The organism is Companilactobacillus kedongensis (genome assembly GCF_003946625.1).
GTDB lineage: Bacteria > Bacillota > Bacilli > Lactobacillales > Lactobacillaceae > Companilactobacillus > Companilactobacillus kedongensis.
Map to the genome: position 1 here is coordinate 58,441 of NZ_RHOR01000006.1, position 21,311 is coordinate 79,751.

General features: G+C 35.5%; 26 protein-coding genes. 6 read left to right on the forward strand and 20 right to left on the reverse strand.

The window, feature by feature from the left end:
- The 7 genes from EKM60_RS05275 to EKM60_RS05305 form a co-directional block, all read right to left on the reverse strand.
- On the reverse strand, window positions 1-690 hold the full coding sequence (locus EKM60_RS05275) for a metal ABC transporter ATP-binding protein (protein WP_164508330.1): 690 nt from the start codon (window positions 688-690) through the stop codon (window positions 1-3).
- 104 nt (window positions 691-794) lie between these two features.
- On the reverse strand, window positions 795-1,355 hold the full coding sequence (locus tag EKM60_RS05280) for a hypothetical protein (RefSeq protein WP_125713182.1): 561 nt from the start codon (window positions 1,353-1,355) through the stop codon (window positions 795-797).
- A 70-nt stretch (window positions 1,356-1,425) separates the two neighbouring features.
- Complete coding sequence (locus EKM60_RS05285; RefSeq protein WP_125713184.1) at window positions 1,426-2,160, reverse strand: aspartate/glutamate racemase family protein; 735 nt, start codon at window positions 2,158-2,160, stop codon at window positions 1,426-1,428.
- 1 nt (window position 2,161) lies between these two features.
- Window positions 2,162-3,679, reverse strand: a complete 1,518-nt coding sequence (locus EKM60_RS05290; protein WP_125713186.1) for a UDP-N-acetylmuramoyl-L-alanyl-D-glutamate--2,6-diaminopimelate ligase — start codon at window positions 3,677-3,679, stop codon at window positions 2,162-2,164.
- Window positions 3,680-3,703: 24 nt separating this feature from the next.
- The gene (locus EKM60_RS05295; protein WP_125713188.1) at window positions 3,704-4,930 is read right to left on the reverse strand and encodes a D-alanyl-D-alanine carboxypeptidase family protein; all 1,227 of its coding nucleotides are present in this window, start codon (window positions 4,928-4,930) and stop codon (window positions 3,704-3,706) included.
- Between the two features lie 2 nt (window positions 4,931-4,932).
- Window positions 4,933-6,063, reverse strand: coding sequence for a sensor histidine kinase (locus EKM60_RS05300; protein WP_125713190.1), 1,131 nt, complete (start codon window positions 6,061-6,063; stop codon window positions 4,933-4,935).
- A 3-nt stretch (window positions 6,064-6,066) separates the two neighbouring features.
- On the reverse strand, window positions 6,067-6,753 hold the full coding sequence (locus EKM60_RS05305) for a response regulator transcription factor (protein WP_125713192.1): 687 nt from the start codon (window positions 6,751-6,753) through the stop codon (window positions 6,067-6,069).
- A 93-nt stretch (window positions 6,754-6,846) separates the two neighbouring features.
- Between EKM60_RS05305 and EKM60_RS05310 the strand changes: the two genes are divergently transcribed.
- Window positions 6,847-7,044 (forward strand): hypothetical protein, encoded by a 198-nt coding sequence (locus tag EKM60_RS05310; RefSeq protein WP_125713194.1) that lies wholly within the window; start codon window positions 6,847-6,849, stop codon window positions 7,042-7,044.
- Between the two features lie 113 nt (window positions 7,045-7,157).
- On the opposite strand, the gene EKM60_RS11290 is transcribed toward EKM60_RS05310, so the two are convergent.
- The 7 genes from EKM60_RS11290 to rsmG form a co-directional block, all read right to left on the reverse strand.
- Window positions 7,158-7,283 carry a hypothetical protein gene (locus tag EKM60_RS11290; RefSeq protein ID WP_263852825.1) on the reverse strand — a complete coding sequence of 42 codons (126 nt, stop codon included), beginning with the start codon at window positions 7,281-7,283 and terminating at the stop codon, window positions 7,158-7,160.
- Window positions 7,284-7,472: 189 nt separating this feature from the next.
- Entirely contained in the window at window positions 7,473-8,216 is a 744-nt protein-coding gene (locus EKM60_RS05315) for a DUF1129 domain-containing protein (RefSeq protein WP_125713197.1), read from the reverse strand.
- Between the two features lie 15 nt (window positions 8,217-8,231).
- On the reverse strand, window positions 8,232-9,332 hold the full coding sequence (gene ychF / locus EKM60_RS05320; RefSeq protein ID WP_125713199.1) for a redox-regulated ATPase YchF: 1,101 nt from the start codon (window positions 9,330-9,332) through the stop codon (window positions 8,232-8,234).
- Between the two features lie 2 nt (window positions 9,333-9,334).
- Entirely contained in the window at window positions 9,335-9,598 is a 264-nt protein-coding gene (locus EKM60_RS05325; protein ID WP_125713201.1) for a DUF951 domain-containing protein, read from the reverse strand.
- A gap of 10 nt (window positions 9,599-9,608) precedes the next feature.
- A complete protein-coding gene (locus EKM60_RS05330) occupies window positions 9,609-10,481 on the reverse strand; it encodes a ParB/RepB/Spo0J family partition protein (RefSeq protein WP_125713203.1) in 873 nt (290 codons plus the stop codon).
- Window positions 10,462-11,238, reverse strand: coding sequence for a ParA family protein (locus tag EKM60_RS05335; protein WP_125713205.1), 777 nt, complete (start codon window positions 11,236-11,238; stop codon window positions 10,462-10,464). The genes EKM60_RS05330 and EKM60_RS05335 overlap by 20 nt, the downstream gene beginning before the upstream one ends.
- 84 nt (window positions 11,239-11,322) lie before the next feature.
- Complete coding sequence (gene rsmG / locus EKM60_RS05340) at window positions 11,323-12,048, reverse strand: 16S rRNA (guanine(527)-N(7))-methyltransferase RsmG (protein WP_125713207.1); 726 nt, start codon at window positions 12,046-12,048, stop codon at window positions 11,323-11,325.
- Between the two features lie 184 nt (window positions 12,049-12,232).
- Between rsmG and EKM60_RS05345 the strand changes: the two genes are divergently transcribed.
- The 3 genes from EKM60_RS05345 to EKM60_RS05355 are packed head-to-tail and all read left to right on the forward strand — an operon-like array spanning window position 12,233 to window position 15,144.
- A complete protein-coding gene (locus EKM60_RS05345) occupies window positions 12,233-13,207 on the forward strand; it encodes a zinc ribbon domain-containing protein (protein ID WP_125713209.1) in 975 nt (324 codons plus the stop codon).
- A 4-nt stretch (window positions 13,208-13,211) separates the two neighbouring features.
- The gene (locus tag EKM60_RS05350) at window positions 13,212-14,033 is read left to right on the forward strand and encodes an SGNH/GDSL hydrolase family protein (protein ID WP_125713212.1); all 822 of its coding nucleotides are present in this window, start codon (window positions 13,212-13,214) and stop codon (window positions 14,031-14,033) included.
- Window positions 14,023-15,144 carry a zinc-ribbon domain-containing protein gene (locus EKM60_RS05355; RefSeq protein WP_125713214.1) on the forward strand — a complete coding sequence of 374 codons (1,122 nt, stop codon included), beginning with the start codon at window positions 14,023-14,025 and terminating at the stop codon, window positions 15,142-15,144. Before EKM60_RS05350 ends, EKM60_RS05355 begins: the two co-directional genes overlap by 11 nt.
- A gap of 19 nt (window positions 15,145-15,163) precedes the next feature.
- Here the strand turns inward: EKM60_RS05355 and EKM60_RS05360 are convergent, their stop codons facing one another.
- Window positions 15,164-15,898 carry a MerR family transcriptional regulator gene (locus EKM60_RS05360; RefSeq protein WP_225427009.1) on the reverse strand — a complete coding sequence of 245 codons (735 nt, stop codon included), beginning with the start codon at window positions 15,896-15,898 and terminating at the stop codon, window positions 15,164-15,166.
- Between the two features lie 155 nt (window positions 15,899-16,053).
- On the opposite strand from EKM60_RS05360, the gene EKM60_RS05365 reads away from it, so the two are divergent.
- Window positions 16,054-16,713, forward strand: coding sequence for an EAL domain-containing protein (locus EKM60_RS05365; protein ID WP_125713218.1), 660 nt, complete (start codon window positions 16,054-16,056; stop codon window positions 16,711-16,713).
- Window positions 16,714-16,786: 73 nt separating this feature from the next.
- Entirely contained in the window at window positions 16,787-17,509 is a 723-nt protein-coding gene (deoC, locus tag EKM60_RS05370; RefSeq protein WP_125713220.1) for a deoxyribose-phosphate aldolase, read from the forward strand.
- A gap of 27 nt (window positions 17,510-17,536) precedes the next feature.
- On the opposite strand, the gene EKM60_RS05375 is transcribed toward deoC, so the two are convergent.
- The 5 genes from EKM60_RS05375 to EKM60_RS05395 are packed head-to-tail and all read right to left on the reverse strand — an operon-like array spanning window position 17,537 to window position 21,192.
- Window positions 17,537-18,337 (reverse strand): energy-coupling factor transporter transmembrane component T family protein, encoded by an 801-nt coding sequence (locus EKM60_RS05375; protein WP_125713222.1) that lies wholly within the window; start codon window positions 18,335-18,337, stop codon window positions 17,537-17,539.
- A complete protein-coding gene (locus EKM60_RS05380; protein WP_125713224.1) occupies window positions 18,338-19,192 on the reverse strand; it encodes an ATP-binding cassette domain-containing protein in 855 nt (284 codons plus the stop codon).
- Window positions 19,193-19,194: 2 nt separating this feature from the next.
- A complete protein-coding gene (locus EKM60_RS05385) occupies window positions 19,195-20,043 on the reverse strand; it encodes an energy-coupling factor transporter ATPase (protein ID WP_125713226.1) in 849 nt (282 codons plus the stop codon).
- 6 nt (window positions 20,044-20,049) lie between these two features.
- Window positions 20,050-20,619, reverse strand: a complete 570-nt coding sequence (locus tag EKM60_RS05390; RefSeq protein WP_125713228.1) for a CD3073 family putative ECF transporter S component — start codon at window positions 20,617-20,619, stop codon at window positions 20,050-20,052.
- A gap of 33 nt (window positions 20,620-20,652) precedes the next feature.
- Entirely contained in the window at window positions 20,653-21,192 is a 540-nt protein-coding gene (locus tag EKM60_RS05395; protein ID WP_125713230.1) for a CD3072 family TudS-related putative desulfidase, read from the reverse strand.
- Between the last annotated feature and the right edge of the window lie 119 nt (window positions 21,193-21,311).

A 21,311-nucleotide genomic window follows, 5' to 3' on the forward strand; every position in this document is an offset into this window, starting at 1 on the left:
TTATCTACCACCTAACTCAAACATGTCTTCTGATACATCGTTAATACTGATCGGTTTGATCGTCTTATTTTCAAAGAACAAGGCCCGCTTAGTATATTTCTTCGATAATTCATAATCATGTGTAATAAAAATAACTGTTAATTTAAATCGCTTATTTAATTCTTGAACTAGATCCATCAATTGCATCTTTACTTCAACATCTAAACTGGCAGTTGATTCATCAAGAATCAAAACTTTAGGATCATTCAAAAGTGATTGAGCCAGATAAGCCTTTTGTTTTTCACCGCCAGAGGCTAAACCTAAAGGACGATTCTTCAATTCTGTTAAATGTGTCTTTTCCAGAATTTCATTCACCAATTCGTTATCCTTACGACGTTTTTCTGGACTAAGTTTCCATTTAAGATTTAAACGAACAAATTGTTCAATATCCAAAGGATAATCTAAGTCGATATTACGAAATTGTGGCACATACCCGATCGTCTGTTTTTTATCGATCAGAATATCTCCACCGCTTTTTTTCTCTAGTCCCATCAAAATTTTTACTAATGTTGTTTTACCAGAGCCATTATGACCAACTAGACTGATAAATTCGCCATCATTTATCTTGAAATTTACATCTTTAAAAACTAATTGCTTACCGAATCTTTTCTCTAGATTTTTTGCTTCAATCACTGAATTTTCCCTTTCCATTAAAAAGTAATAGAGACCTGAACAAAGTTCAGGCCTCTAACATTTGAGGACATACTATGCCCTATGCATATTATCTGATTATTTAAATTATAGCAAATCTATCCCTACCAAATTTGGAAATATTGTCCATTAGCAGGTACTAAATAGCTACCTAAAGGTGAATCAGAATCCTTACTATAAACATTTACTTGATAACCTTCAACATTGTTCCAAGTTACTTTACCATTTGAAACATATTGTGTCGTTGAACGATCATAAGATGCTGACAAGGCATTTCCAAGATATGAAACTGCTTGATCAGCTGTTGTAATATTTACAGAACTTTGACTGTTTGATTGAGTCGACTGACCACTATTATTAGTGGTGTTATTGTCGCTGTTGGTACCATTAGTTGTTGTTGAACCTGAACCCGTGGTTGTTTTGCTATTATTACCTGATGCTTGTGAACTAGCATCATCATTTTCTTTTTCAGAATTTGATGTGTTGTTATTAGTTGCTGGTGCACTGCTTCTAACGGCAGCCTTCTTAGTAGCCTTTTTAGGTGCAGAACTTGTTTTTTCAGATTTTGTATTTGAGTCTGATGTACCACTGGACTGTTGACTAGAACAACCAGCAAGTGTAACAGCTGCAAGTACTGTAGCTGCTAGTGATAGTTTTTTAAACATAGTGGGTACCTCCCTGTTAGGTATATTGTATCTAAGGGGCAGTTTTTTTTTCAATAATTCACAAGAAACATTAATAAATCTTATTAAAATCGATTTTTTCACCATTACGGATCTTTCGAGAATATTCAATCGATTTATCAACGATGATACTTTGAGCATCGATCACATCATAGACGTGATCTGGTGCTTTTTCTTGTGCATACGATAATTCCGTACATCCCAAGACGATCACATCACAATGAAATTTATCGTGCATCGTCTTCAAAATATTATGATATTTAGCTGCGTTCATAACGCCCTTTTCTTTAATATCATCATAGATCAAGCTTTCAACTTTATCTTGAACTGTCTGATCTCCTAATGAATAATCGAATCCGGCCGCTTTGATCTCATCTTCGTAGATATGATCAGCAATCGTTCCCTTGGTAGCAATCAAGCCAACACGAGCATGTGGATATTTCTTTTTCATAACTGAAACAGCCATGTGTGGCATATGGATCAAAGGCACCTTAGTAGCTGCTTGCAATTCTTTGTAGTAATAATGAGCCGTATTACAAATGATCACCATAAATTCTGGATCAAGTTTGCTTTGTTGCTCAATATCTTCTTTTAATGGTGGCAAAAAGCTTGGTTTGCTGTTATCTAAGATATGAGCAGTCCGATCAGGAACAGTCGCATGATTTACGATAATGTAATCCAAATAATCCTGATCCTTCTTAGCTTCGGTTCTTTGATTCAATAAATGGATATAGCTCTCTGTAGCGAGAGTTCCCATGCCACCAATAATTGTAAAGAACTTCTTCATATTATTCTCCCTCGATATCTTTTAAAATACCTTTGGCAATTACAGTGTCAGTTGGGTAAGGTACGTCCACACCTTTGATCTTTTGGTATGGATCATCTCCTTTAGCTGCTAAAACAACAATGTCATCTCCGCTACTGTGTTCAATCATCTCACGAATAGCACTGGGACGGTCAATAATTGTCGTTACGTCAACTTTAGAATGGTCGATCTTTTCATCAATTTGACGACAAATATCCGCTGGATCTTCAAAAGCTGGATCATCAGTTGTCAAAATGGCAACATCAGCAGATTCTGTCAAAGCTTTAGCAAATCCCTCACGACGTGATACTCCCTTATTACCGGGACTACCTACAACTACCTTAAGTTTTGATTTAGGATACTCCTCGCGTAGAAATCCTAATAGAGCTTTCATACTAGCATAATTATGAGCATAATCCACGAATATTGTTCCGTGGCTCTTTGTATTGATATGTTCCATTCGACCTGGAACTCTGGCACTTCTTAGACCTTCAACGATATCTTTGCGGTCAACTTTAGCAACTCTAGCTGCAATAATTGCTGCTGCAGCATTCAATTCGTTAAAGTCACCGACTAGACCTAATTTGTATTCACCAGCTAAATCTAACGACTCTGCTTTTTTATCAGTTGCGGATAATTCAAAAATACTATCACTTAAAGTAGTTTCTTTACTTGTGATATTTACATCGGCATCTTTACGACCAAATAAATAGATTTGATCATCTGAACTAGTTTCTTTGGCAGCAGCGTGAACTGTTTCAAATTCGTTAGTCTGGCGATTAATAATATTGACCTTAGAATTGATCAGCAATTGCTTCTTGCAATATAGATAGTCTGCAAAAGTTGGATGCTCATTTTCACCGATATGATCAGGTGTAATATTCAAAAATCCACCAATATCAAATGTCAATCCGTAAACACGATTCTTCTTATATGCTTGCGAAGAAACTTCCATAACTAAATACTTAGCACCATTTTGGACAGCACGATGCATATCTCTGAATAGATCTAATGATTCTGGCGTTGTTAAGTCAGATTTGAATTTATCTTCTGGCTTTGGTCCAACGATTCTATCAACTGTTGAAAAGAGTGCTACTTGGTCTGGGAAGGCACGTCTTAACATATCGTAAGTAAAGTATGATGTCGTAGTCTTTCCTTTAGTTCCTGTAAAAGCAATAATGAATAAATCGTTTTCGGGATTACCAAAGTATGCGGCACTGAGCAAAGCTAACGATTTTTGAATGTCATTAACGATCAAATGGTCAGTTTCTTTGTCGAATTCTTTTTCAGCAACATAGATTTTTACACCCTTGGCAACGGCTTGTTGTAGATACTCGGCTTTAAAATTATTTCCCTTACAGAAGAAAATACTATCAGTCTGATCTTCTTTAGAATTGTAACTAATATTTTTAACGATCTCTTGATCATCAGCAACTTGACTAGAAACTAATAAATTATGTTCTTTTAATAAATTAATAGCTTTATCTATTCTTAAACTCATTCTATTCTCCTCAAATAAATGTTTCTAAAATAAATTCTCAAAAAATTCCGTGATCTGATGCCAAAATGATTTTTGAACTTTTTTGATTTTCTTAATTACAACTTGTTCTTTAGGATAAGGCAAGTAACCGCCCGGTACATTAGTAGCAATCATTTTAACTGTCTTTTTATCCGTCTTAGCCTTAAATCCCAAATCAGTCTTAGATACATTATAGCTTAATGAATTCTCATTGAAATCCCTTGGAAGCCACATATACACATCACTTTTATTTTTATATTTCTTATTTCCATCTGTGAACATTTGATCCTTAGATAGAACTCTCTTATTGATAAAATTATCTTTGACATACTTAGTCAATGTTTGTGTACTACGGAAACGTTTATCTTGATCATTGTCATCCCCACCGGCATTCATCACAATCGTAACAATACGACTATTTCCCATCGGTAAGGTTCCAACAAACGAATCCCCTGCTTGCTTAGTTGTACCTGTCTTTAGTCCATCAAATTCATAACCTGCTTGATAATCACGAGCTCCGTCCAGAAGTAGATTTAATGAAGGATAAGTCTTGGTTTCACTGCCTTCTGGGAAGACCAATCTTTGTTGAGACGTAGTCTTTAGAATCTCAGGATATTTATTCAAAATATGCTTAGTGATGATTGCAATGTCGTTTACTGAAAGCTTATTTTCAGCATCACTATTGCCGAGATACATTCCTTCTTTGAGGTCACTATTATTTAGTCCTGAAACGTTATTGATCTCAGCATCTTTAATACCCCAACTCTTCAAAGTTTTGCGCATCAACTTAATAAAACTAGTTTGATCACCAGAAACTTTTTGGGCCAACATCATAGCAGCTGAATTAGATGATACTATCCATGCGGCATCATAAAGATCCTTAACTGTATAAGCTTTATCCATGTCTAAACGAACATTCGTCAATTCATCATCTTGCGTCATTTCAGACTGTTCAGGAGTCGGTGTTAGTTGATCTGATTCTTTGATCTTCCCATCTTTTATAGCTTGGGTAACCAAATAAAGGGTAATTATTTTGGTAATAGAACCAATCGCCACTTTTTTATTTGTATCTTTGGAATAGATCACTTGACCTGTATTAGCATCAAACGCCATTGCGGCGATGGCATTAACTTCTGGTTCATTTGCTGCTTGGGCAGGGCTCAAGTTGATAATTGGAAACATTAAAATTAAAACTGATAGAACTATTAAGAACCTTTTAAAAAATTTGTTCATACTTATTCCTCACTAGTTAATGGAAAATGAATCGTAAACGATGTCAATTTCTCGTCTGAAGCTGCTGTAATGGTACCGCCGTGCATCTCGATCATGCTCTTGGCGATGGCCAATCCTAATCCTGTACCACCGGTTTTTTTGGATCGTGAATCTTCTACTCGATAAAATCGATCGAATAAATTAGGCAAGGATTTTTTTGGAATCTGACGACCGTTATTAGCTATCGTTACAACGACTCCTGATTTCTCCTGTTTAGCTTCTAAATATAGATCTGTAGCACCGGCACCGTATTTAAAAGCATTGGTGATCAAATTATTGAAAGTTCGGCCGAGCTTTTCAGTATCACCATTCATCATGATTTTTTTTGGTTCAGAAACTACATTGATCTTGATATTACGTTTTTTAGCTTCTAACTCAAAATCTGCGGACAACTGTTCCAACATCTGTACCATATCAAAATGAGTTGCATTCAACTTACTAGTAGCGTGTTGAACATTGGCATACTCAAAAAGTGAATTTACTAAATTTTGCATTTCTAACGATTTTTTGTAAGCTACATGAGTATATTTCAAAATCTGCTCGATATCTTGATAATTTTGACTTTCAATCAAGCCCAAATAACCAATAATTGAAGTCAAAGGTGTTCTGATATCGTGACTAACATTAGTGATAAGCTCGTCTTTACTCTTTTCAGATCGTTTCTGTTCTTCAATATGCTCATCAGTATTAGATATTAATAAGTTAATGCTATTAACTACACCTTGGAGCTTTTTATTTACTTTAAAATCAATTCTTTGATCCAACTTACCTGCAGCAATTATCTCTAACTGTTTTTCTACCTTATTAACTTCATATTGTTGGTAGGATTTGACCGCTACATTTACTGAAACGGCCAATTCGATCAAGATCACCACGGCCAAAAAGAACCAGATCCCCCAAAAAGTTGAATGAGTTAAATCTGATTTTAAAACGGCGATAACACTGTTGATATCGCTAAAATTTTGATGATTATAAAACAATTCTGACATTACGATCAGAATAATATTTACTATTTGAAATAAAAGAAAGGTGCCTATTCCTTCTGCTAGGAGGACACCTTTTTCTTTTGAGCTCAATTTAATTTTCTTATTCAAGGACTAAACCTCCACCTTATAGCCGACACCCCAAACGGTTTCGATAACTTTTTCACCGTCTGTTGCTTCTTCTAATTTGTCACGTAAATGACTAACGTGCACCATAACTGTTTTGGCAGAGACTACACTCTCTTGTTTCCAAACTCGTTCAAAGATCTCATTTGCTGAAAATACTTTGTTAGGGTGACTTGCCAATAGATACAAGACACCAAATTCAAGAGCAGTTAGTTGTACTTTGCTACCTGATGATGTTACAACTTCATGGGAATCTTTATAGATCGTAATCGGACCGATCTCTAGTTTATCTGGAACATTTTTGGCTGACAGTTGTTGACTGCGACGAAGTAGTGAACGAATTCTAGCCATAATTTCTAGCGGATTAAACGGTTTAGTTACATAATCATCGGCACCTGTTATCAGGCCTTGGATCTTATCCATATCAGTCGTTTTAGCGGATACAATAATGATCGGAATTTGTGAACCCTTGCGGACCCTTTTGACAACTTCGATCCCATCAATTTCTGGCATCATGATATCTAAAATCATCAAAGCAATATCGCTATGATCTCTCAAAGCATCCAATGCCTCTTGTCCTGAATAAGCCGTCACTGGTTCATAACCTTCATTTTTAATGTAGATACTAAGTAACTCTACAATTTCTTTATCATCGTCAACGACTAAAATTTTCATAAGTTAAACCTCACAGTGCAAATTTACAATATGGTAGTATTATACAATATTATGTTAGTGTATTACTAACTTAGAAAAGCAAAGGAATCCTAAATGAATTATCTAAAAAAAAGAATTCGCTTTATCTTAATAATAGTTTTCTCACTGGCCATCTTAGCATTTGTTCAATGGGAGACTCAAACTAATACTAATTTATCTGGAACTAAAGTTCTCTGGATCACAGAAATACTCAAGATCTTCTGTGGCGGCTATGCTCTTTACGGCATAATTCAATTTTTCAGAGTTAAATAGTGATGAATATCCGTCTCCAGAACTGAATTTAATTTTCTATAAAAAATAGGAGCTGTATCACACTTTGTATTAAGTGTGGTGCAGCCCCTATTTAATTTTTTAAATTTAACTTTCTAGTGTTCAGCTTCTGACATCCATTCTCTGAATGATGACTTCTTAATGTCAGCACCTTTACTATTGACCTTTGATGCAGCCAATTTACTTAATCTTTTCTTTTCAGCTTTATCTAATTTTTTCATATCTAATACCTCCATATGTTTGTGTCTTATACAAGACCTTAATATGAGTTATATAGAAGGAAAATAGGTAGCGGTATGTAAGTCATACTAGTTGGCGTTAACTATTTATAGCTAGCGTTGACGCCTGTTCTTTCTGTAATTCATACATCCGATCGCCTCTATTCTAGCACAAAAGGTTTGATGTGCTAGCTAGAAGAAGCTTCTTTCACGAATATCCATGAATCTACGATACAAGAATCTACCACCAAATGCTACAGCGGCAACGATCAAGTAACCTATTCCGGATAATGAAGGATTGATAGTAGCTGGAATGGCCTGTGCTACTCCTAAGAAGACCATCATTAAAGCAAGTCCTGCCACTAAATAACCGATAGTAATAAGCCAGCCCGGTCTTTCGTTCTTTGGCTTTCTCATTTGCATGTTGAACCATGTTAATAAGTAACCCCATAAGACTGACAGGATCAATAATGTAATAATACCAGTTTGATTTGTTGGTTGTTTCTTATTAGTTAAAGCAACTACCCCATAAAGCAGACCAAACATTGATAGGAACAATAGTGATGTATCAATTCCTAAAGCCCAGAATGGGGTCTTTTTCTTTGGCTTAACTGGATGCGCAATGTCACCAGCTTTTTTGGTAACTGGTCCATACAATTGATTGGCTGGAATACCTTTGATCTGATTTTCGATGATTTCTTTGATCAAATTATCAACTGATTCTTTGGCTTCATCTTCTGTAAATCCACCCTCGATCAAGTTCTTGTTTAATTTAAAAACATATTCTTCATTTTTATTAGACAATTGCTTGCGCAAATCTTCAACATTAGCATTTTGAATTTTTTCTTTAGTTAATTCGTGCTTTTCTTTTTTAGCAACTTTTTCTTTCTGTTTAGCAGCTGCCTTTTGATTCTTGTTTCTTATTTCGTCTGACATTGATTCTCCCCCTGGCTAGACATTAAAGCGGAACTCAATAATATCCCCGTCTTGTACTTCATAATCTTTACCTTCAAGTCTTAACTTACCAGCTTCTTTAACAGCTGCACTTGTACCACATTCGTCAAGATCCTTAAAGGACATTACTTCTGCTCGAATGAATCCACGTTCAAAGTCAGAGTGAATAATACCGGCAACTTGTGGTGCTTTCATACCCTTATGGAAAGTCCAGGCACGGGTCTCTTTACCACCAGCAGTGAAGAATGTTCTCAAACCTAATAGTTTATAACTAGCTTTGATCAACTTATCAAGACCTGACTCGCTAACACCTTCGGCTTCAAGGAAGTCTCTTCTGTCATCATCATCAAGTTCAGCAATTTCTTCTTCAGTTTTAGCAGAGACACCGATAACTTCGGCATGTTCTTTTTTAGCAAAGTCTTCAATAATCTTAAAGTATTTAGAACCTTCGGGATCAGCCATGTCGTCTTCAGCAATATTAGCTACATACAAAACTGGTTTTGAAGTTAATAGGAATAATCCCTTAACGATTGGTTGTTCTTCTTCATTAAAGTCGATTTCACGAACTGAACCGCCTTCTTCAAGAACTGGTTTGATCTTTTTAAGTACTTCAAATTCAGCAATGGCTTCTTTATCTTTACTTCTAGCTTGTTTCTCGACCTTTGTGTACCGTTTGTTAACACTGTCAAGGTCAGCAATACTTAACTCCATGTTGATAGTTTCGATATCTTCTAGTGGATCAACTTTACCAGTAACACTAGTAATATTGTCGTCATCAAAAGCACGAACAACATGCACGATAGCATCAACTTGGCGAATATTTTCTAGAAACTTGTTTCCAAGTCCCTCACCTTTGCTGGCACCTTTAACGATTCCGGCAATATCTGTAAATTCAAAAGTTGTGTGAATAATTTTTTTGGCAGGAATTACTTCATCAATTCTTGCTAAACGTTTGTCAGGTACTTCAACCATTCCCACGTTAGGATCGATAGTAGCGAATGGATAATTAGCCATCTCCGCACCCGCTTTTGTGATGGCATTAAATAATGTCGACTTTCCAACATTTGGTAAACCGACGATTCCGGCAGTAAGAGCCATTGTTAAAATTCCTCATTTCTATTGATATTTGGTTGTGCAATCTGTGTTTGTTTCAAATAAAACTGTTCTTTTGAAGGATCAACTTGATCTGCTTGAGTCATGACCTTCTTAAATTTAGTTTTGAATTCACCGCGTGGAATCATTACGATATGTCCGCAACCTAGACATTTCACTTTGATATCTGCACCCATACGAATGACTTCCCAACGATTTTCCCCACAAGCATGAGGCTTTTTCATCGTTATAACGTCGCCTAAATTATACATACTGTCTCCTCTAATCTAACTTAATTCCTAATAAGTCCAGGATTCTGTTTAAATCTTTGGTATTAGAAAAATCAATTTCTAGTTTACCACTGCCCTTGCGACTTTCTTTAACAGCCACCTGGGTATCAAACTTTTCAACTAATTTTTCTTCAGTAGCTTTAATATATGGTGATTTAGCTGGAGTATTTCTCTTCTTTTTATTTCTATCATGTTTTGTTTCAGTAGCTAATTGCTCCAATTGACGGACTGTTAAGTCTTCACTGACAGCCTTTTTAGCTAATTTATCAATTTGATCTTTATCCTTTAAACTCAATAGCGTTCTAGCTTGACCCATTGACAATTCACCATCTTGCACTAATTTTTTAGTTGCTGGGGGCAAGTTCAATAGTCTCAAGTAGTTAGCTATATAAGGACGACTTTTACCTAATCTCTGAGAAACTTGTTCTTGAGTTAAATTAAGCTTTGAAATCAAAGTTTGATAAGCATCCGCTTCTTCAAGAGGTGTTAGATCTTCTCTTTGGAGATTTTCCAAAACGGCGATCTCCATCATTCCTGATTCGCTTAATGGACGAATAATTGCAGGAATCGTAGTTTGCTTAGCAATTTTACTTGCTCTGAAACGGCGTTCACCAGCAATGATCTCAAATCCATTAACACTCTCACGAACAATAATCGGTTGAAAAACTCCATTTTGTTCAATTGATCGAGCTAATTCATTTAAAGCATGTTCATCAAAAGTTTTTCTAGGTTGATAAGGATTTGGACGGATATCTTCTAATGAAAGATCTACAACTGTTTCACTGTTCTCATCAATTGCTTCAAATTCAGAAAAAATCGCATCGATACCTTTACCAAGGCCTTTTTTATTTTTGCTTGATGCCATTACGTTTTAACACCTCCTCAGCTAGTGCTCGGTATGCCTCTGCCCCACGTGATTTATCATCAAAATCAACAATTGGCAGGCCATAACTAGGTGCTTCAGCTAATCTAGTATTTCTAGGTACGATTGCTTTATAAACACGATCACCAAAGTAAGATTTAACCTCACCAACAACTTGAGCACCCAAATTAGTTCTAGCATCCAACATTGTCAGCAAAACTCCTTCGATAGCAAGATTATTATTAAAGTGTTTTTGAACTAGACGGATCGTATTCAATAATTGACTCAATCCTTCCAAAGCATAGTACTCACTTTGAACTGGAATAATGATCGAATCGCTAGCTGTAAAGGCATTAGTTGAAAGCTGACCCAATGAAGGCGGACAGTCGATCAAGATAATATCATATTGATCATCAACTTCTTCGATCCCTGATCTCAATCTAGTTTCACGTGCCATCATGGTCGTAAGTTCCATCTCTGCACCAGCAAGTTGAATTGTAGCTGGCACAATATCTAGGTTTGGATGTTTAGAATGAATGATCGTTTTAGCTAAAGGATATTCATTGACCAAAACGTCATAAATATCTTTTTCGACATGGGCCTTTTTGATACCTAGACCACTAGTAGCATTACCTTGAGGATCGGTATCAATTATTAAAACCTTTTGGCCAAGATCAGCCAAACATGCACCAAGGTTGATAGTAGTTGTTGTTTTGCCTACACCACCCTTTTGGTTTGCAACGGATATTTTTCGTGCCATTTTATTCCCCTATTCTCCAATCTCTAAAAGATTGTTAACGTTTATTAATTCTATCATTTAATAGGAAACATTTAGAATTAATGATTATCCAACGAGTGGTTTTCTACCTGGAGTTCCAGGCTTTCTAGGATATTTCTTAGGTGTTGGTTTAGTTTTATCAACAAAGATAAAGTTTCTGACACCCTCATTATTTGGTAGTTCAAATGATTTTTGATCTCCAACTTTACCGCCAAGGATTTTAATAGCATAAGTAGCTTCACTTAATTCTTCTGGAGCTTTTTCAGACTTCATCGCAATAAATTCCCCACCGACTTTAGCAAATGGCAAACACAATTCTGTCAAAACGTTCATTGCTGCCACAGCCCGAGCCGTCACGATATCATAGTTTTCACGATAAAGTTTGTTCTTACCAAGTTCTTCAGCACGACCGTGTACCAAATTGATCCCTGTTAAATTTAATTTACCAGACAAATCGTTCAAGAACTTGATACGTTTATTCAATGAATCCACCATCGTTATTTTCAACTTAGGATTAACGATTTTTAGTGGGATCGATGGGAATCCAGCTCCTGAACCAATATCACAAAGTGACAATTCGTCAGTCAAAATTCTTTCATCCACGAATCCGAGAACTAAGGAATCATAAAAGTGTTTTAAATATACTTGTGATTCTTCAGTTATCGTCGTCAAATTCATTACTTTATTAGTTTCCACTAATTCGTGAAAATAAATTTGAAATTGTTCCTTTTGCTCACTACTTAATTCAATTCCTCTTTGTGATAGTGCTTGATAAAATTCTTCCGGTTTCATTTAAATCCTCCACTCGTGAAACACTTGTTTCACACTAGTTAATCGTATATTATTCCTGAAACAAATTCAATGATAGTTGTTCATTTCAGAAATATAAAAATGTCCTGAAAATTGGATTTTTTCTTAAACTTTAAACTAAACTCTGATACGATATTTGTAGTTATTATTATAGGGGGAAATTTATATGAAATGTCCGAATTGTGGTGCAAACATTACGGGGGAACAAAAATTTTGCAACAAATGCGGCTTTGACTTAAGCAACGTCAAAGTTGATGAAACAGTTTCGGCCTCAAAAGTGGAAACCAGCCAAGATATCCCTGCATCGGAAACTATCGTCGCAGAAACTAAACCGGTTCAGGAACAATCATCTAAGCCAAAATCAGTGACAAGTCCGATTCTGAAATTTTTAAACAATAACCAATCAATGGTATTCATTTTTATTTTAGCTTCGGCGTTGATCTACTGCTACAACACCGATATTGGTACTATCATTTTTATCGTAGGAATACTAGCTATTCTTTATTTATATTCAAAAAACGGTAAAACTAACGTTGAAACTGAATTTAATAAAACTTTAGCGGGGATCGTTCCACTAAAGAATCAAAGCGAAAACAAGTTTTGGCTACTAGAAACACTAGCCTACGGAACGAACATAATCGCTATTTTCAAATTACCAGTTATCGATTTATCTGATATTTTCAAAATGGCTGATTCCAGTATTTTCACCTCTGGCATCGTCAGTCAACTTAATGATATGTTCAACAATGGTAACATCTCACTATTCAAACTTGGTACATTAACATCAAAAGCATCAAGTATTTTAGCTGCTTATTACAAAGATGACAAAACTGCGGATATGGCAGATGTTATCAAAGGATTGTCAGAATTAAAATGGGGTATTTATGTAATTGTCTTTTGCGTTATTTTAGCTATAATTTCAAGGTTCATCAAAAACTACGAAATTCCTGCGCAACTCATCTCAGGAACTGTTCCAGCAATAATTTATCTGTTTATTTATTTCAAAATTAAAAACGGCGATTCTGATTATGCAATTATTGCCACATTTCTTGGGTCAGGATTTTACCTTGGCCTCGCCGCTTCAATTATTTTGGTCTTAACTTCTTTAGTCCGTCTGGGAAAGTTTCAAAAGAGAGCGTAATAATATGAAAAAAAGAAATATCTTAACCTTTTTTCTCTTATTATTACTGCTAGCTTCAGGAGCCAGTTTTCTCAGTGCCTGCGGCAATCAAAGAGAAAAACAGTCAGAAACTTCTGTAAAAAAGAAAACTACTAATTCTTCGAAGAAGAAAAAGAAGGTATCAAATATCACAACTGTTGCTGATAAATTAAAAAAGTCGTCTAAAAAACAATTAGTCTACTCACCTTTGGGAGATTCACTTTCGGTAGGACTATTTGCCGATAGTAAAGCTTCTCGATTCACTACTTTATTTACTGATGATATTAAAAAAGCCACTGGCAAAGACGTATCAGAAAAGGGTATGTCAGTAGTTGGTAAAACTGCTTCAAATTTTGGCGTCTATCAAGTAAATAATATTGTCAGTCAAGATCCCGATATTGTTACAGTTGAATTCGGAACAAACGATGCCGCCGGCGGCGCTACTGCAACAGCTCTAAATAGTTACGAAACTTCGATGAATCAGATTGTCGATACACTTCAACAGAAAACACATGCTCAAATTATCTTGATGACATCTTGGTCACCTAAAGACGGTAAGAATGTTGAAGCTGACAAACAATTTGATCAAGTCGTCTATAAAATTGCTAAGCAGAAGAATCTTCCCGTTGTCGATCTATCTACCATTTGGGAGCATAACGATAACGTAACGGGTCCGGCTGGTAAAACTATCAGTGATTTTTCAGATTACCTCACCAGAGATAATTTTCATCCTAATCAATTAGGACATGATAAAATTGCCGAACTTTTAAATAAACAATTAACTCGGGAGGGAACTTATGAACGATGATAAAGAGTTTTGCCCAAATTGTGGCAAACCAGTGTCTAAAAATGATGATTTTTGTCAGAACTGTGGACATGATTTAAGACCATATCATAAATCGCTAACAAAACAAGCTGAACAAAATAACGTTCAACAACCACAACCAACTCAACCAGCACAAACACAGAATTCCATACCTAATAACAGTGGTAAGAAAAAGAAGTCCCCACTTGTACCTATTATTCTAGTTATTATTGTCTTGTCCGCCGCCTACTTTGGCGGAAGTTGGTTCTACAGCAAAGGTCGTCAAACTCAAACCTTGGCCGATAATATGACCAGTGGTGTTACTTCTAAAATGGCATCTGCTGCAGTTACTGAAGATGGACAAGCTATTTCCGAAACTGATCTAAAGCCCTTGAGTAATCTTTACGTTAAAGATAGCTCAGCCAGTGATCAAGTTAAAGAATCAATTTTAAAGGATAGTCGATCGACCAATTTTAAAGTTACTCAAACCGGAAAGTATTTAGGACTATTTCCAAAATATAAAGTTGCCATCACCAGTCGTTCGATCGAAATCGAAACAAACATCGATAATCCTTCGTTTAAGATCGATGGCAGTACAGTTTCCGCTAAAAATGATGACAGTGAATATAACTTAGAAAAACATCTTCCAGGTTTATATAAAGTCTCTGTCAGCGGTAAGAAAACTAAACAAGTGACTGTTCCCATTGCCGGTGAAACTGATGAATATGTTATAAACGAACTTGTCGAATCTGACGACGACGATAATAACGAAAGTACAACTTCATCCACTACTCAAAGAAGACCATCGTCTTCAAATCGCCCTACCTATTCGGAAAGTGATGATGACGACGATGACTATTACGAACCTTCAGATGATGATGTAACATTCTTAGGTTCATGGACCAACGATACTTCTACTGTCAGTTTCTATGATGACGGTACATACAGTTTGGATGATAAAACTGGATCTTATAAAGTTAATTCATGGCATGGTGACCAAGTATCGATCACATACTATGAGGATGGTAAATCTGGCCCAGGCTGGACAGCTTCATACACCTTAGATGGTGATTCACTTGAATTAAATTCAAATCATATGACTTGGTACAGGTAAAAAATCAGGATCGATTACATTAAATAATCGATCCTGATTTTTTTTGGTCATAAACTTCCACACAGAAGTCCTTCTTACCACAATTTGGACAAGTGAGTTTCCTAGTCTTTAACGTATGCTTTGCAAAGAAGGCCTGCTTAAAAGTGGGCTTAAATTCAGCATTACAGTTGGGACAAATATAATTAGTCCCTTGAAAATATATCTTACTCAGAAATGCTGCAGCAACGATTGCCAATAAAATACCCAATCCAAACCAGAGCCAATTACCTGTCATGATCGATGCCACTAAAGTACCGACCTCAATTGCGTCCATAACCAGCCCTCCGCCAATAATTTTAAAGTGTAAATTTCTCAAAGATTTTTTATTATCCATAATGTAGTCTATGTCATCGATTGAATTTATAGGGAAATTATCCAGATCCGGCAGACTGTTTTTAATATTTTCAATCGTTTTAATTTGCTTACGTGCTTCGTTCAATTCATTTTTAATTTTTTTCGCTTGTTCATCTAACAATAGTGTTAAAATTTTGCTAGAATTAGTCTTTATTAAAATCTGTCGAATTGAATCTAAAGATAATCCCATACTTTTTAACAAGAGAATCAATTTTAATTTCTTTAAATCGTGATCCGTGTAAAGACGACGACCGCCTTCTGTTCTGGCAGAAGGATTCAAAATGTTTTTCTTATCGTAATATTGTATCGTCCTGACTGAAATTTTTGCTAATTGAGCCAGTTCTCCAGTTGTATATGACATAAACTTCACCTCCTTGATTACTTTTTACACTATGACCTAAGGACACGTGCAAGTATTTAACCGTTATTTAGGCGTTATAATTTTTAAAAGTTGGCATTCATTTTATTATAAATTAAAGTATACTTAGTGGGATAGACCACAGAAACGAGAAAGGAGTGGATTATACGTATCGATTTTTCGTTCAACCACAAGTAAATCAGAAAGATAACTCTATTTTCGGATATGAAGTTTTACTTCGCAAGCAAGATAAAAATGGAGATTGGACAATTCCTAGCGATTTCACTGAAATCCCGATCGACGAACAAACTTGCTTGATCGAAAAAACAGCTAAAGCCTTAGAAACAGCTGCAAAAGACAAAGTTTTAGCCTTCAATTTAAACAATAAACAGGCTAATGACCCACTTACGATCGGCGCTATTATTACGTTGAAAAAACGGATCAATCCTGCCGCCTTAACAATTGAACTGACTGAGGCACCCACTTTGCCCGAGATTAAAGATATGAGTACAATGTTACATCAATATGGCATTGACTTAGTCCTTGACGATGTTGGTACTGGTTCAAATACTTATATTAATATCAAACATCTATTACCTTATGTTGATCAAATCAAGTTTGCAATGCAAAACCTTCGCATGTCCGGTAATGCCGAAAAAATACCTGAATGTTTATCATTTTGGGTTAATCAAGCTAAAAAATACTGTCTGAATATGATCCTCGAAGGTGTCGAAGATAAATCAGACCAAACATTAGCCGAAAAATTCGGCATATATATTCAACAGGGATATCTTTATGGAAAACCTTGTTTAGTTTAAAACATCAGTTGCTTTTTAACTGGTGTTTTTTTTATAATTAAAAGGCTATGTAAACGTTTTACTGGAGGAAATCATGATTATAAAGGAATATACATTAGATAAACTTGCACGAATGATCGACCATACAAATTTACACGCCTATGCATCAAATGAAGATATGATAAAACTTTGCGATGAAGCGAAGGAATACCATTTTAAAATGGTAGCGATAAATCAAGTTCAATCGAAGATTTGCTATAAAGAATTAAAGGACACTGATATTGATATCGGTGCTGCTATCAGTTTCCCATTGGGACAAACCACGATTGAATCTAAATTATTTGATACTAAAAACGCTATAAGAAATGGCGCTAACGAAATTGACTATGTTATCAATATTACGGAATTAAAGAATAAAAATTATGCCTACATTGAAAAAGAGATGTCAGAGATGGTCAACCTTTGCCATGAAAATTCTGTCTTGATCAAAGTCATTTTTGAAAATACTTATTTAACTAATGAGGAAATAACTAAAGTTGCTGAAATTGCCAAAGAAGTGAAACCTGATTTTATCAAAACATCAACCGGTTTTGGACCTAGTGGTGCAAAGACTGAAGATGTTAAATTAATGAAATCAGTTGTTGGTAGCGATGTTTTAGTAAAGGCAGCTGGTGGAATCAGAAATTCTGACGACTTTTTAGCTATGATCTCAGCCGGAGCTGATCGTATCGGTACTAGCAGCGGTGTGAAAATCATTGAAGCTTTGAAACAACGTATGAAATACGATGACGTTGATACCATCAAAATTGGACGTTAAAAAAGAACTGCCGCGGCAGTTCTTTTTCTATACAACAAAATTCAAACTAACTAAAACTACAAAACTAAGAAAAATAATCATATATGCAACATAATCGCTTCTAGTATATTTTAGAGGATACATTCGAGACATTTCATTTCGTCCTGTATATCCCCTAGTTTCCATAGCCATGGCAAGATCAGATGCCTTACGAATAATTGATAAAAATAACGGTAATAATAATCTAGTCATATTTTTCATTTTTTTTATTACGCCTACATTTTCAAATCTTATCCCTCTTGAAGACTGTGCATCGATCAAAACATTCAATTCTTCAATAATTATCGGAATAAAACGAAAAGCAATCATAATAATGACTGTCATTTCATGAATAGGTACATGAATTCTTTTGAGAAATAAGAAAGCTTTTTCAAGACCATCGGCCAATGACTTTGGTGTAGATGTATAAGATAAAAGTGAAGCTCCAACGATCATCAACGCAATTCTAGATGTTAAGGCAATTGCTTTAACGACGCCTTGGTTAGTAACATCAAATACCCACCATTTGACTATGGTAGTTCCTGGTGTCGCAATCAATCTAAAGAAGAAGGTAAACACCAATAATATGATAATGCCCTTCAAACCACGTAATAAGTAGCTCACAGGTACCTTGGCTATTTTATAGAGGATCAATATGTAAGCCAAACTAAATAAATACAAAATCGGATTATGAATAATAAATAGCGAAATTATATAGATCAGTACACCCATTAATTTAGTACGAGGATCTAAAGCGTGGATGGCTGAATCTGTAAAATAATATTCACCCAGTGTTATATCTCGTACCATTTAATGACCTCGATTCTTTTTGAATACTTCTGATAAATTTTTTTCAGCTTCATCAACAGTTGTTGAGATAGATTTCAAAGGTATTCCGGCACTGATCAAATCTTTAGTTAGCTTAGTTACTTCAGGAACATCCATGCCAGCTAAATCTATAATGTCATCCCTACTAAAAGTTGTCTGAACCGATTCCTTAGAGATAAGGGTCCCTTGTTTCATTATCCAAACTTGATTCGCATAATTAGCGACATCTTCCATATTATGTGAGACAAAAACAACAGCCATCTTCTTGATAGTTATAATTCTTTTAAGAAGATCAAATATGCGACTCTTCGTATAAAAATCTAATCCAGCTGCTGGTTCATCCAAAACGATTATCTTCGGACTCATTGCCAGTACACCAGCAATAGCAACCGAACGCTTTTGACCACCTGAAAGTTCCATTGGATTGGCCGTAAACAAAACTTCGTCTATTCCAACAAATTTAAGTTCACGTTCGGCAACCGTTCTTGCCTCTTCTTCTGACATACCCAAATTTATCGGACCAAACATTGTATCTTCAATAACCGTTTTTTTAAATAACTGGTTTTCAGGATATTGAAAAACCAAGCCAACTTCTTTTCTTAATTTAAACAAATCAAAATTTTTATCATAGACATTCTTGTCATTAAGATATAATTCTCCAGAACTAGCTCTTAACAATCCATTGAAATGTTTTATAAGAGTGGTTTTACCTGAACCGGATGTTCCGATAATACCAATAAAATCTCCAACATTTATTTCAAATGAAACATCATTCAGAATGTTTTCAGAGGCACTCTTTTTATCGTAGGAGAAGCTAATATTTACACCTTTTAACATCTTTACTCCTCCCAAATCCCAGTAAGTTCATTCACCAATTGTCGCTCATTCAAAACAGGATTTGACAGGGGCAAGCCTGATTTCCTTAAGCGTTCGCCTAATTCAATGATCTGCGGGATCTCCACGTGTATCTCTCTTAATAACTCCAAATTAGCAAATACTTCACTCGGAGAACCTTTACCAACAATTTTCCCATTATTCATCAAAACAATCCTATCGGCCGCAACCACCTCATCTGTATTATGTGTGATCAAGATAATTGTCATACCGTTTTCAGTATTTAGCTTATGCAACACGCCAATTATTTCAGATCTTGACCTAGGATCAAGCATTGAAGTAGGTTCATCTAAAACCATAATTTGAGAATCATCTGCAAATGCACCTGCTATTGCGACACGCTGCTTTTGACCACCTGAAAGTCTCGTTGGAGATGTTTTACTAAAGTCAGACATCCCCACAGTATTGATACATTCGGCTACTCTCTTTTGAATATAATCGGAAGGCATGTTCTTATTTTCTAAGCCAAAGGCGACATCTTCTTCGACATTAGTACCAATGATTTGATTATCTGGATTTTGAAAGACCATTCCGACTTTATTACGTATCTCCGTCAAATTATCTTCTTTACTAGTATCTAAATCGTCCACTTTTACGGTTCCTTCACTTGGTAACAGTAAAGCGTTCAAGTGCTTAGCTAAAGTAGACTTCCCAGATCCATTAGATCCTAGTATTGCCAAGAATTCTCCTTGTTTTATATTCAAAGATAATCCATCTATAGCTATTTTCTTTGACTGTTCCTTTTGGTCATTCCAAATAGTATATTTATGAACCAATTCTTCAATTCGTATCATCTAAGTCTAGGCCTCTTTAGACTCTTTTTTAAATTTGCTCAAAAATTGCATAGGTATAGCCTTTAATAACAGATATCCGATTACTAATGTACCAATTTTATCAATTAGATTAGATCCAACATTTCTCAAGAATGAAGCTTGAAAAATTGTTGTTCCACCTTTGACAAGCGACATAACTAAGACATCAGAGAATGATCCATTAAGTCCACCGTATACATAAATTCCAATTGGTGTACCAATAGCTGGACAAATAAAGCTAAGTGCAAGACCCGTTATAACGGCTGTAAGAAAATTGAACTTAAACTTTTTAGCTACTAAACCAACAATTAAACCAATCGACATATTAACTAACGCAAAAGGTATATCTGAAACACTATAAATAAGACCTGTAATAACATTGCTCAAACCACCGACGATCATTCCGGCCACTGGTCCAGCAATAACAGCAGTCAAGACAGTCCCCAAACTATCCAAATAAAGTGGAATTCCCAGTGCGGATGTAATAATTCCTAAAACAATATTCATGGCTACCGCAATACCACATAAAGCTACGATATTTACTCTTCTATTTCGCATAAAAAAATCTCCCTCAAAATTTTTTCTACAATGTTATGAAATAAGTGAAACGGCTTCGTTCATCGTCAATATAGGTACAGATAGTGATCTTGCCTTCAACTCTTTTTGAATAACTTGCATGAACATACCTGGTTCCTTTTTCATCTCTAAACTATTTTGTATATCGGCAATATGGTCAGGGTCAGAGCCCATTTCACCGCACCATTTTTTACCAGTACACGTTAATTTATAACCGCAACTAGGACTTCCCTCTACAGAAACGATCCCCAAAATATTGAATTCATCTGGGTGTGATGCATATTCTTCAATCTGCATCATAAAAGGATCCAACATTTTTTTACTGGCGTCCTTGTAAAACGGATTATCAAATTGATCTCTGACATGTCCCCAGCGATGTGAACCATATAATAAAAATTCTGGACAAGGTAACTGTAATAATTGAATATTTTCATCCAGCGCTTTATGTAATAGCTCACTTCTTAACTTATACTCTTCAGCTAAATCAGACTCATCTGTTTTGACCTTAGAAGCCGCATTAAGAATGCAATGAGACAAAATTAAAATTGACTTCATATCGACTATTCCTCCTTGTAAACGATAACATTGTGACGTATTTCATTATACAATTATTCGGCAGTGTTTAGGCTTTATAAACAAAAAAATCCAATCAAAATGATTGGATTTACTATTAA